The sequence below is a fragment of the Anaerobiospirillum sp. NML120449 genome (assembly GCF_023051105.1).
Lineage (GTDB): Bacteria > Pseudomonadota > Gammaproteobacteria > Enterobacterales > Succinivibrionaceae > Anaerobiospirillum.
Genome location: NZ_JALKIL010000017.1, coordinates 75,526 through 89,338 on the forward strand (window position 1 = coordinate 75,526; position 13,813 = coordinate 89,338).

Below are 13,813 nucleotides of genomic sequence, written 5' to 3' on the forward strand. Positions count from 1 at the left end.
GCAGCAGCATCAGCTGCCGGAGCATGAGAGCCAGCCTGGTCAGACTGGGCGGCCATGGAGTCCGCAGACTGGTGAGTGTTCATACCGCTCTGAGCGGCAGAGACAGCATGGCCTGCTGAACCTGCTGACATGGCGCCCTCAGCAACGGCTGACAGTACAGCCTGGTCTGACGGGGCAGCGAGGTCAGCCTGGTCATGGGGGCCTGCTGCCGCAGCTTCCGCTTTGGTGGCTGCAATGGAGGCGTCCTGGCCCAGTGGGTCGGCCATGGAATCTACGGACTGGTGGGTGTTTATACCACTATGGGCGGCAGAGCCAGCATGGCCTGCTGATTCTGCTGACATGGCACCTTGAGCAGCTGCTGACAGTCCTGCCAGGTCTGATGTGGCAGCCTGGTCAACCCGGACGGCCATGGAGTCCGCAGACTGGTGAGTGTTCATACCGCTATGGGCGGCAGAGACAGTATGGCCTGCTGATTCAGCTGACAGGGCGCCTTCAGCAGCGGCTGACAGTCCTGCCACGTCTGATGGGGCAGCATGGTCTGCCAGGTCAGCCTGGGAGGCAATAGAATCTGCGGACTGGTGAGTGTTCATACCGCTCTGGGCGGCAGAAACAGCATGGCCTGCTGATTCAGCTGACAGGGCGCCCTCAGCGGCGGCAGACAGTCCTGTCAGGTCTGATGGGGCAGTGAGGTCAGCCAGGTCAGACTGGGCGGCCATGGAATCTACGGACTGGTGGGTGTTCATACCGCTGTGGGCGGCAGCGACAGCATGGCCTGCTGATTCAGCTGACAGGTCTCCCTCAGCAGCAGCTGACAGTCCAGCCAGGTATGATGGGGCAGCCTGGTCAACCTGGGCATGGGCGCGTGCTGCAGCAGCATCCGGTGTGGATACTTCAGAGGAGGCGTCCTGGCCCAGTGGGTCAGCCATGGCATCAGCCGCTGTGTGGCTGTTGAGTGCTGTCTGAGCTGCAGCCGCAGCGGCGGGAGCTGCTGCGTCAGTCTCTGACCTTGAGGCGTGCGCTGCCGCGCCCTGCCCTGCAGGGCCGGCCTCCGGGCTTAATAAATCCCAGCTGTCGTCCTGGCCGGGGCCTGAGTGTAAGGCTGGGCCATGGGCATGGCCAGGGGCGGTATGACTGCCCGGGGGTGTATCGTTACTGGAGCTCAGGTCGAGGTCAAAGTCAAAAGGCTGCAGATGCAGCTGTACCTGAGCTGACAGGAAATCAAGCTCACGGTAATCAAATGAAGAGTCAGCTCCGGCATGACCAGGCAGGGCTGAGCTCATGGCATCCTGACCATGGGCGGCAGCTGCAGGTTCGCTGCGGGCCGCTGCGGCAGCAGCTTCTGCTGAGGCCGGCAGGTTTGTCATGGCAGAGTGTACGGCCAGGTCCACAGCCTGGGATGCCCCCTGCAGACTGTTAGCGCCACCCTTCAGTCCCTTGGTGCCCCCGGCACCTTCAGGGGTAAAAGCCTGTCCACCCTGGGAGCTCACCAGGCTGTGAGGGTCAGGGTAACTGTCAGCTGAGGCGGCCTTATCAAAGACGAGGTCAGTGCCGGCACTGGAAATACCAGTCGTGGCGCCGGAATGGTCTGCAGCTGCGCCAGGGGCAGCCCCTGACACGCTGTCAAAGAACCAGTCCGGCTCCACCCCGGCAAGCTCTCCTGGTGCAGCTGCGCTGCCCTGCAGGAATACAGTATTGTCTGAGTCCATTGAGTCCGGGGATGCGGTAAAGGCACTGGTGCCAGATGCGGTAAAGGCACTGGTGCCAGCGGCAGCGCTGGAAGTGGCATGGGTCTGAGCGCTCCGGGCTGATGCCTCAGCTGCGCTACCCAGTATTCCCGATATATGGGCAGATTCAGACTCCCCCATGGCTGTCTGTACCCTGAGGTCAGACTTACCGTGAGCGTAAGCTGTGCCTGCTGCAGTGCCTGCCTCCCCTGCATGGTCTGCAGCTGCTGCAAAGCCTGCAGAGCCCGAGGCCTGTGCATAAAGGTCCCCAGCCTGACAGTTCAGACCGCTGTGGACTCTGCCGCTGCGGCTGTTGAGGCAGTGAGCTCCGTGGGAACTGTCAGCTGTGCCATGGGCAGGGGCAGTACCACAGGCGCGGGCGCTGGTCAGGTCGGCGACAGCGGCCATTGAGCTGCCAGGTGTCGTGTGATCCTGGCCTGCCAGGTCTGCCAGGTCGGTCTGGTCGGACTGGTCTGCCGGGTTGGCCGGGTCGGAGAAGAAGTCGTACGCGCTGTCCTTATCTGAGTCCTGACTACTGTAATCATAAGACTCAGGGTAATCATCCCAGTCGTCAAAGACATCCATGCCCGCAAGAGGGCTGGCAGGGCCCTGAGTGCGGTCAGTACCATCAGCAGCGCTGATAAAGTCATAGCCGCTTACTGTACTCAGGCCAGTTCCTGGGGCTGCTGCGCCCTGACCTGGCGCAGTACTGCCGGTGTGAGCAACCTGGGTGGCTGGCTTAGCAGAGGCCAGGGCATCCCCGGCCTCGTGAGCGTCACTGTGGGCGTGGGTAAAGGACTCAGGTGCGCGGGCGCTGGCAGCTGCCGGGGCTGATGATGCGCCAGAGGCAGATGAAGTTGCGCCATGGGCAGGGGCTGATGCGGCAGCGTTTGATTCTGAGTATGAGCTTGACTTTGAGTCTGAAGCAGCCTGGGCAGCCGCTCCTTCCTGGAAAGAGCTGTGAGCAAAGTCCTGGGTGGCGGCGGCGCTTTGAGCAGCTGTTGCAGCGGCTGCAGCGGCAGCAGCGGCATCTGCCTCAGCCTGAGCACGCTCACGGGCGGCCTCCTGAGCTGCCTGGGCGGCGGCGCGCTCGTCCATGCGCTGGGCGGCCTGAGCAAAGAGTTTTTCGAGGCGGGCACGGGCTGAGGCGGCACGGCGCTCGCGTGCAGCCTGCAGGCGTTCCTGGGCCTGCAGTCGCTGCTGCTCACGGCGGGTCTGACGCTTATGCTCGTGGCTGAGGGCCAGGCGGGCGGCATGCTCCTGACGCTCCACCAGGGTATCCCAGGAGGTGGAGCTGTAGGTACGGGCCATGGAGCTTAAGGTGGAGCGCAGCACATGCTGGTCTATCCATGGCAGGAAATGCTGGTTGCGCAGTACGCCGGCGGCTGCCTCCCTGTCAGGGCGTACGCTCAGGGCGGCGCTCAGGCGCCCGTCAATGGCGGTGGCGCGCTCAAATTCAACTGACTGTCTGATGCTGTGAGCAAGGGCAGCACGGGCAAGGTCTGACTGTACCTGGCTTATGCCCATGGTCATCATGGTACGGGCTGTACCCTGAGCTACAGAGCGGTTATGGCTCTCTATGCCGGCACGGCGTGCGGCACTGACGGCTGCCTGGGCACTCATATGCTCATAAGGGCCGCAGCTGATATGGTTACGGGCCTTATTGAGCAGGGCCAGAGCCTGAGCACGGCTGTGCAGCAGCTGCAGCTGCTCACTGCAGGCAAAGCGATACAGCTGGGGCAGAGCAAGGCGCATACGGGCGGCCATGGTAAGACGTCCTGCCATAAAGGACTGCTGCATCCAGACTGAGCGTAAAACCTGAATATCCACGCTGCCGTGCAGCGGGCGGTAATCATGGACAGCTGTGGCGGTCATAATGCTCATTAACAGGGCCTGAGCCGGAGCGGCCGGCTCTTTGTTAACTCTGAGCATATTAAACAGCCAGGAGCGCGAGCGCTCTGAGCTTACTGATGCCTGACCAGAAAAGTCACAGTGCAGGGGAGCCACAGGCAGCCAGGACACATGGCTCATGACCACAGGCTGCTCTTTGCAGCTGCGGCGCACCTGGCTGCTGGTAAAGGAGCTGTAATGCTCCTTGCCACCAAGGGACAAATTGATACGGCGCACGGCCTGCAGGACCTGCTGCTGCCAGAGCGGCAGCCCGGCCATGCCGCTCACACCGGCACTGGCACTGGCTGCGGCGGAGGCGGCATCAGCAGCTGGCGCAGAGGCTGCGGCGGAAGCGGCAGATGCAGCTGAGGCGGCTACTGAAGGGGAGGCGGCAGATACGGAAGAGAGCTCTGAGCCAGCCGGAGTGGTATGGGCAGAGGCCGTGATTAAGGCGGCAGCATTAGCCGCTGCGCTTCCTGCGGAGGTATTTGCTCCATCGACGGAAGATGCAGATACACGGGCAGCGCCGGACTCTGCAGCCATTGTGTGGGCAGCATCAGATGCGGCAGACGCAGCTGTCTCGGCCGGGGTGGAATGGATTGAAGCGCGACCTGAAGCGGCAGCAGGAGCTGCTGCGCTGGCTGTAGACGAGGCTGGGGTGGCGGCGCTGGAAGATGCAGACGCACGGGCAGAGCCGGATGCAGCAGCGCTTGCCTCACCTGCTGCGCACGAGGACTCTGAGCCCATGCTGCAATCAGCACAGGCACCAGAAGCAGACGCGCCGCCATGGGCAGCATCAGCTGCTTCCTTACCGTCATGGGCAGCAGCACCAGCTGCTTCCTTACCGTCGAAAGCATCAGGCATGACTGTCAGTACGGTGCTGTGGTCAAGTTCCATACCAAGGCAGCGATCCTCATTATCTGTGAGGTCGTCATTAAGCCAGAGGGTTTTGCCCCCACTCCACTGTTGCTCAAGCCAGTCCTCCAGGCCAGACTTGCCGGCGCTGCTGCGACCGGCGCGGCCATTACGGGCACGACCAGACTCAGCCCCGCCCTTACCTTGGGAGCTGCTCTTTGCCAGGGACGCCTCATTGCTCCTGTCAGAAACAGTACAGGTACTGCCTGGCAATGGCCAGGCACTGTCGACAAACCAGGCCTGGGCCGCAGCGGCAGCCGGGTCGCAAGACTGGACGTACGGAGCAGACGGGGCGTGCAGGGCAGAGAGGCTGCTGTTCTTGAAAGTCAGGTGCTGACTGCTCAGGCTCCTCTGGGAGTTCAGGCTGTACTCACCATGCTCTGCAGTGTGGCTGTTATGGGCGTCATTGCTGCAAACGCCATGGTCGCCATACTGGCTGCTATGGTCGTAGAGAGTGTGCACGCCGTGCAGGGCATGCCCGTCAGGCTCGCCAGACCTGGAGCTCGGGCTTTTACTAGCCTTCTGGCCGTACTGGTTTTGCTCCCTGCCCTGGGTAAAGTCACCGAAGCCAGTAAGGGCGCCTGAGGCAGCAGCGCCTGATGGGACTGATACTGAGGTTTCAGTGGCAGCAGCGCCTGATGGGGTCAATACTGAGGTTTCAGTGGCAGCAAGGTAACCTGAGGAGGTATTGTTCAGGGCAGCTGATGCATGAGCTGAATGGGCAGCTGATGCGCTGGCAGCTTGTGCGTGGACTGCATGGGATTCTCCTGCGTGGGCTGCAGAGGCCTGGTAAGAGTCATGGGCAGCGCCACTGGCATACAGGCTGGAATGAGCCTGGCTGTACTTGCAGGCGGCAAGCTCAGCTGTAACTGAGCCCGGGTTAAACCATGAGGCGCAGACCTGCTCTTCAGGCAGGCGTACTTTTACCAGAGGGTCACGGCCCATTAAGGTACTGTACTCAGCCAGGGTGACGGCATCCATGGCCACCAGGCACATATTGTCTGTGCTCAGGTTGCGCAATATCTCAAGGCAGCGCTGAGCAAAGCTCAGGCTGACGCTGGCGTGCTCATACTCCTGCTGCAGGGCCTGACGGCGCTGCCTGGTGCTCAGGCTGGCTGATTCAGAGGCACAGGATGAGCTGGCAGCTGATGCGGCTGAACTTGAGACTGAGGCTGAGTCTGTGTCTGTGGCTGAGCCAAAGGATGATGCGGTTGAGGCTGAGCCTGAATCGGTGCCAAAAGCAGATGTGGCGGAGCCTGACGTGGACGAGGCTGAAGCCGGGGCTGATGCTGTCCTGGCGGTGACGTCAGCTGAAGATGAAGCTTGAGTGCGGGCGCCTGAGGTCTCAGCTGAATCTGCAAAGTCAGCAGAATCAGTCTGGGCGATCCTGTCTGAGTTATGGGTGGCACTGTCCGGGGCCGGTTCACTGTCGGCATTGGTCATGGCATCAAGGTGAGCCAGCTCTGCCTGCAGCTGTTCACAGCGGGCCTGGGCTGAGCTCAGCTGCTCTTTGAGGCGGCGGGCGAGCTGAGCAGGCTCACAGTTGCGCAATACCAGGGTAAGGCTGATACGTGAGGTCAGCCACTGACGGGCGTCGCTGTGGGAGCTTATCAGCTCATGACGGGACAGGCTCTCAACAAGGGACTCACGGGCGGCGCTTAAATGGTCAAAGAGCGCAGCCATATTGGACTTACAGTGAGGGTCCGAGAGGCTGTCAACTGTATCTGAGCTGATGTCGCACAGCATCATAAGGCCAGAGCGGGCCATGATGGTAAGAGGCACATGGTGACTGCCGATAAGTGAGTCTTTGAGCACCATGTCCTCAGGGCACAAATAGCGGCCCAGGGCCAGCTGCAGTTCAAAGGCCTGAACTGAACCCCACCAGTGATGGCGGGGCATGGCAAGCAGGGCAAGGTCGTCATCATGGACGGCCGGTTTAAAGGCTCTGTATACAGCTGCAAGGTCCATCTGGCGGCGCAGGGCAAAGTCATGCTCCTCAGGGCGGGCATGAACATATTCCTTTTGTGCTGTGTTTTTGAGCACATTGCGGGTAATACCGCCATAGACAGTTTTCTTTTCCGGTACGGTATGGCTGTCCTGAGCTACATAGCCTATGCGGCAGTAAGAGGACAGATAATCACGGCACTGCAGATAGTCACCAAGCAGGGCAGCGGTAAAAGCCGGGCTGTCACCATACTCCACAGCGGCACTGTTAAGGGCATAGCTGCTCTCCAGGCTGTCCATAAGTGCGGCCGGAGAAACAGGTGCAAGGAAGGCTGAGGCCGGGGATGCCGGGGATTGTGCAGCCATTGATGCTGGCGCCTTAGATGCCGGGGATGCATGGAAGGCTGAAGCCGGCACAGCCGTGTCAGGACCGGTGAGACCGGTTGCGCTGAAAGATGAGGTGGCAGCAGCGGCTGCTGTTGAGCCGGATTCTGAAGTCGTGGCAGTAGAGTCAGCTGCGGAGGCTGCATTAGCATCTGCATCTAAGGCTGAAAGGGTTGCAGAGCCAGCAGTGCTGGATGGTGAAGCTGGGACGGTGGCTGCTGAGCCAGATTCTGAGCTCAGGGCAGTATAGTCAGCTGCGGAGGCGGCATTAGCATCTGAGGATGAAAGGGTTGCATAGCCGGCAGTGCTCATGGATAAGTCGGCATCAGTGGCTGCTGTTGAGCCAGATTCTGAGCCATGGGCAGTTGAGTCAGCTGCTGAGGCGGCATCTGCATCTGAGGCTGTAAGGTATGAAGGGCTAGCAGTGCTGATGGATAAGTCGGCATCAGTGGCTGCTGTTGAGCCAGATTCAAAAGCCAGGGCAGTTGAGTCAGCTGCAGAGGCGGCATCTGCATCTGAGGCTGTAAGGGATGAAGAACCAGCAGTGCTGATAGATGAGGTGGCAGCAGTGGCTGCTGTTGAGCCTGATTCTGAGGTCAGGGCAGCAGAGTCAGCTGCAGAGGCGGCATTAGCGTCTGAGGCTGTAAGGTATGCAGGCCCAGCTGTGGTGATAGATGATGTGGCAGCAGGGGCTGCTGTTGAGCCGGATTCAGAAGCCATGGCAGTTGAGTCAGCTGCTAAGGCGGCATCTGCGTCTGAGGCTGTAAGGTATGCATGCCCAGCTGTGGTGATAGATGAGGTGGCAGCAGGGGCTGCTGTTGAGCCGGATTCAGAAGCCATGGCAGTTGAGTCAGCTGCTAAGGCGGCATCTGCGTCTGAGGCTGTAAGGTATGAAGGGCCAGCAGTGGTGATAGATGAGATAGCGGCAGTGGCTGCTGCTGCGCTCGACTCAGATGCACGTGCAGCAGAGTCAGCTGCTGAGGCAGCATCTGCATCTGAGGCTGACAGGCTTGCAGAGGCTGTATGGGTTACAGAGCCGGCAGTTCTGATGGATAAGTCGGCATCAGTGGCTGCTGCTGGGCTCGATTCAGAGGCATGGGCAGTAGAGTCAGCTGCTGAGGCGGCATGGGCATTTGAGGCTGTAAGGTATGCTGGGCCAGCCATGCTGGTAGATGAGGCGGCAGCAGGGGCTGCTGTTGAGCCGGATTCTGAAGTCGTGGCAGAAGTGCCATGTGCTGAGGCGGCATTAGCATCCGAGGCTGAAAGGTATGAAGGGCTGGCAGTGCTGATAGATGAGGTGGCAGCGTTGGCTGCTGCTGGGCTCGATTCAGAGGCACGGGCAGCCGAGCCAGCTGCTGAGGCGGCATCTGCATCTGAGGCAGTAAGGTATGTAGGCCCAGCTGTGGTGATAGATGAGGTGACAGAAGTGGCTGCGGCTGGGCCGAATTCTGAAGTCAGGGCAGCACAGTCAGCTGCTGAGGCGGTATCTGCGTCTGAGGATGAAAGGTAAGCAGGGCCAGCCGTGCTGGTAGATGAGGTGGCAGCAGGGGCTGCGGCTGGGCCGGATTCTGAGGCACGGGCAGCAGAGTCAGCTGCGGAGGCGGCATTAGCATCTGAGGATGAAAGGTATGCAGGGCCAGCCGTGCTGGATGATGAAGCTGGGACGGTGTCGGCTAAGCCTGGGCCTTCAGTTGAGGCTGAGGCCGCTTTGGCTGTCGGGGCCGTGCCAGGTACAGATGCTGACGCACAGGCAGCAAGATCACTGACTGCGCGGCTCAATGAGTCTGCAGGTGCAGGGACGGTAAATGAGGTCAGGGCGCCAAAGCCCTCCTCTGCGCTCAGAGCAAGGCTGTCCTGGTGGCCATTGAGGGCATTTGGGGCAGCACTGATATTTGGGGTGTGAGAGCTTTGGCACTGAGCACCGCCTGCCTGAGAGCATGTAAAGCTGGCCCATGCTGCGGCATGGGCAAGGTTGCCCATATGAGCAAAGGCAGTAAGGTCAGGGGTAAAAGCTTTCCGGGCGGCTTTGCGGGAGGCAGACTTGCGGCCGGATGGACGGTCAGCAAGACCTGCCTGTGAGGCCGCCTGCAGGGCATGACTGTAGCTTGAGCTTAAGGTACGCTCAGGTGCTGTGGAACCGGCTGCTATGCCTGAGGTAATGGCTGCAGCTCCACGTGATGATGGCTTTTCCGGGCTGGCTGGATTCTGAGCCAGTGCATTAGCGGCAATGCCAGCAGCATTATTGGTATTAGCGGCATGGGCTGCAGCACCAGGGCTGCCGGAATTGCCAGCAGTGCCTGTATTGCAGGAGTTGCTGGAGCTGTCTGTATTGCTCACATTGCCCGCTGCGGCTGTATGGGCCGTATTGGCGGTATTGCCTGCATTGCCTGCATTGCTCTTATCGTAGCCGGCAAAGGCAGAGTACGTGGCCGGGGCTGAGTGAGATGAAGCTCCCTGAGGCCCTGAGGCTGTATGGGCATAGTCTGGGGCAACAGACTTAACATAGCCGTCAGTATTGAAAGCGTAGATATAGGCAAGTACGGCCTGTTGAGCGTTTACGCCGCTAAATGGAGATGGGGTTGAGAGCGCGCTCTGAGCTGTGGATGCAGCTGTTATTGCAGCCGCAGCAGCGCTTGAGGCTGCGGCTGGTGCCGGGTAGGAGAGAGCTAATGATCCTGAGGCAGATGTTGCCTGCAGGGCGGATGCATCTGGACCCTGGTGCCGGGTCTGGAAAGTATACAGGGCGGATGCTTCCTGAGCTGGTAATTGAGCCAGGGCAGGCGAATGTGCTGATGCCGGGCCGTATTGGAAGGTGTCTGCAGCGGCAAAGGAAGCAGCGGCGCCTGCGGCATAGTACGCGCCACTGGTATAGCTCTGGTACTGTGGGTTCACAGAGTCAGGTTGTGAGTCACAAAGACCACAGGAGCCATAGTCAGAACTTATGTCATAGGCGCTGCCCCCGAGCATGGCCATGGAAACATCCACATGAGTGACGTACGCGTCACCAGAATCGTAAGCAGCGGTGGTACTGACAGATTGAGCCGGAGCGCTGTCTGAGGCAGACTGAGTGCCTGCAGGTGAAGTGTGGGCGCCTGGGTATGGGGAGACTGCAGACGGGGCGTCTGATTCGTTTGATTCGTGAAAGCCCGCCTCACTGGACTCAGATGGCTGTCCCATGGAATTGAAAGCACGTGCGGTACTGCCTGCTTTCTGGACGGACAGGGATGAGAACAGCCAGCTGTGAGGCTCTGGCAGAGTTGGGCTTAATGCCAGGGAGTGGGCAGATAGGGCATCTGGGACGCACGGCAAGAGCAAAGTGTGATGCCATGGCGAGCTTACAGCAAGGCCCTCAAAGTCACAGAGGTCCGGAACGGCGTAATTGCAGGTACGGGCGCTTTGCTCGTCCATTAATACAAAGGGCAGGAGCTCACTGTGGGTAATGAGTATGTCTGAGCTGTCATACAGTGACAGGTGACAGTCCGGGTAGACAGAGCTCAAAGGGCCTGATGGACAGACTGGCAGATAAGGAGGCTCTGAAGAGGCAAAGTAAGGGGCTGACCAGTCGTGGGTAAAAGCCGGCATGCCCAGCTGCTGGATACCCTGCAGGCGTGAGGAGGCATCAAGCAACAGGCGCAGCGAAGGAACCTCAAGGCTGGTTTCACCCAGGGCCGGCATGACAAAGTCAGTACCTCTGTGGTCTATGGTGATATCGACCACTGAGTTGAGGTGAATGGACAGGCGACTGATACCGTCAGAGTGAGCGGTACGCACCGACATTCCGGTACCGGCGGCCATACGGACAGAACCGGCTGAGGCGGAAGTTGAGGATAAAGACGGAGAGTCCTCATGAGGCTGATATTGAGAGGTGGCCGGGGTCATGCCATGGGCCATGCCACGGGTCATGCCAGACGACATATCCTGAGACAGACCGAAAACAGGCTCGTCATATTGCGGGACGGTCAGGTACGCGGCTGTGGAGTTATAGGCAAGGTAATGCTCAAGCAGGGCTGAACTTTGCTGACCGAACAGAAGGCCTGAGAGTGTGGCCGATGGGGGTGTAGATAAGCCGCCTGCATCAGGGGCAGGTACAGCAGGGACAGTTGCACCGTCTGCAGCAACGAGTGACCGATTAGCCTCGAGAGCGCTGCCTGCAGAAGGAGCAGAGGCGGCCGCGTTGGCTGCTGCAACGAGTGACTGATTGGCCCCGGGAGCGCTGCTGCGGGCATGGTCTTGTTCAGAGGTGCGGGCGACTGAAGATGAGGCGCTCAATGAGTTAGCGTCTCTGGACAGTGACTTATGCATAATGCCTCCTGAACCGCAGCGGCAATCTGTTTGCCTCTTGCTGAAGAAGAAAGATGAAAACGGGAATGAACAGGGAAAGTGTCAAGGGCCGGTAATGGCAGCCAGGGTAACTGTGCAGGGCCATTGGGCCGGGCCGGAGCCTGATGGATTCATGCCTGATAGCCTTATGCCTTATGGAAGCACTGGTCGATTAGCGTAGCAATGGAACTCCATAACTCACAGGCAGCCGTCTGGGGCTAATGCCGTATGCCGTATGCATTATTCCGTATGGCAGCACTGAAGGACGGTGTAGCCACGAATAGTCCTCATCTGGCTTCACCGGTGCGGGCTTATGCAGGCACCGGCGTTTAGCGTGACCGTCAGGAGCATGGGGGTCTTGGCGACTGACGTCGATTCAGGCCGCATGACCACGGGCAATCAGGCTCATGGTGTCAGTCTGCAACTCCCAGAGGGACTTCACTGCTTCATGCTTAGACAGCATTGGGCGGCATGGGCGAGCTTGCAGGGCCAAATGCTCAAGCCAGAGCTTATGACTAATGCCCAGAGGCGGAATCAGGCTGTTTGAGTGACCACGCTGCTCCCACAGGGGACTTAACGGTGCGGGCTTGTGCCGGTACTGGCGTTAAGCGTGACCGTCCGGAGCCTGGGGCCTTGGCGACTGACGTAGATTCAGGCCGCATGACCACAGGCAATCAGGCTCATGATGTCAGTCTGCAAATCCCAGAGGGACTTCACTGCTTCATGCTCAGACAGCAGCGGGCGGCATGGGCGAGCTTGCAAGGCCACATGCTGAAGTCAGAGCTTATGACTAATGCCCAAGGGGCTGAGTCATCCTATTTGCGTGACCACGCTGCTCGCACATGGAAGTTACCGTTGCACGCTTGTGCAGGTACTGGCGTTTAGCGTGACCGTCCGAGGGCATGGGGCCTTAGCGAATGACGTCAATTCAGGCCGCATCACCACGGGCAATCATGCTTCTGTTGTCATACTGCAGCTCCCAGAGGGACTTAACTGCTTCATGCTCAGACAGCAGCGGGCGGCATGGGCGAGCTTGCAAGGCCACATGCTCAAGCCAGAGCTTATGACTAATGCCCAGGGGCGGAATCAGGCTGTTTGAGTGACCACGCAGCCCCAACATGGGAGTTACCGGTGCGGGCTTGTGCCGGTACTGGCGTTTAGCGTGACCGTCCGGAGTCTGGGGCCTTGGCGACTGAACGTCGACTCAGGCCGCATGACCATGGGCAATCAGGCTCATTGTGTCAGTCTGCAAATCCCAGTGGGACTTCACTGCTTCATGCTTAGACAGTAGCGGGCGGCATGGGCGAGCTTGCAGGGCCATATGCTCAAGCAAGAGCTTATGACTAATGCCCAGGGGCAGAATCAGCCTCTTTGCGTGACCACGCAGCCCCCACAGGGTGCTTAACTGTTACGGGCTTATGGCATCCAGGTCGATGGAACAATCATGCATAGCCACTGGTTGACTTTTGATCGATGCTTTCATGCTGTCACTGAGCTCTAATTGCGTATTTCCGCTTTGGAACGCGCATGAGCCCCTCCGAAGGATTACAAACATGAATGCACTGTCGATACAGGCAAAACAGGCTGTGTTCAGTGAAACAGGCTGTTACATAAGCAAGTAAGCATGGACAATGACCTGAGCTTTGCTGTCGCTGTGTATATGGCTTTGCAAAAGCAGGCTGAGCTCAAACTGTGAAGTAACGCTATTTTGCGAATTTTCAGAGAGCACATACACGCCTCATGCCTTTCATGGCTGCTTTAAACAAAACATTAGTCTGGCAGTTTGGCTGGAAAGAGACGTTTGTAATTTGCACCAGTGACTGATTGCAAACAGCAAAAGCCTGAATCATCCTGTTTAGACTGATAAACGCCCAATGAAGTGTCACAACCGGTGATAGTAATATGCATGACCTTTACAGGTACACTTTTCCTATTTTTCTATTTTAGCTTATTGCAGACTTTGAGCCCAATGAAAATTGCCTGAAAGGGCACAGTTACTGGCCTGACAGCTGAAATTGCCACTGCAGTTTGTGGGCGGGCGCTGCCAGTATTTTTAATTTGCTTTATGGGCGATAAGGTATGTTCAAGTGCGGTGATATGAAAGGATGCTGTCTTTGCCGGTAAGGATGGGGGAGGGCTGGCACAACAGAAGCGCCCCGGCACTGGTATATACAGCGTCAACGTCCTCAGGGCGGGCGCCGTAAAAGGCAGATGGCAAGGACAGAAATGCGATGGGAAAGCCTGAAAGCTCAAGGGCCATACCACCTCAATTGAGCATGAATGGCAGCGGAGTCAGGCTGAATACCACAGTGCAGGAAGGTGAGGAGTTGATGGGGTCTGTGCTCGCAGCAGGCGTTGGAAAGGGCAGGCGCCTGACTTCATGTAATAAGGGTTAAGGAGGGAAAAGCGTAGCCTGCTGGTGATTCACAAGACTGTAATTGAGCAGGGCGCCCCTACAGATGTCCATCTTGTATCACAGTCAGGCAGCACCACAAGTGACCATTAAGGATCAAACAGTACACTGAAATATACTTTTGCCAATGCGCCATTTAAGGGCAATCGCCGCGCTGCAAAACAGTTGGCACAGTAAAATTCGCGGAGCGAATTTTTATATGAACTTTAAGTTGGCACTAAGT

At 58.7% G+C, this 13,813-nt stretch carries 1 protein-coding gene (cut by a window edge); it reads right to left on the reverse strand.

Annotation, left to right across the window (positions count from 1 at the left end; all coding sequences use genetic code 11):
* On the reverse strand, positions 1-11,159 hold the 5' portion of the coding sequence (locus MXE41_RS06615; protein WP_247099936.1) for a hypothetical protein. It extends 3,406 nt beyond the left edge of the window; only the first 11,159 of its 14,565 coding nucleotides appear in the window; it begins with the start codon at positions 11,157-11,159; the stop codon falls past the left edge of the window.
* Positions 11,160-13,813: the final 2,654 nt, after the last annotated feature.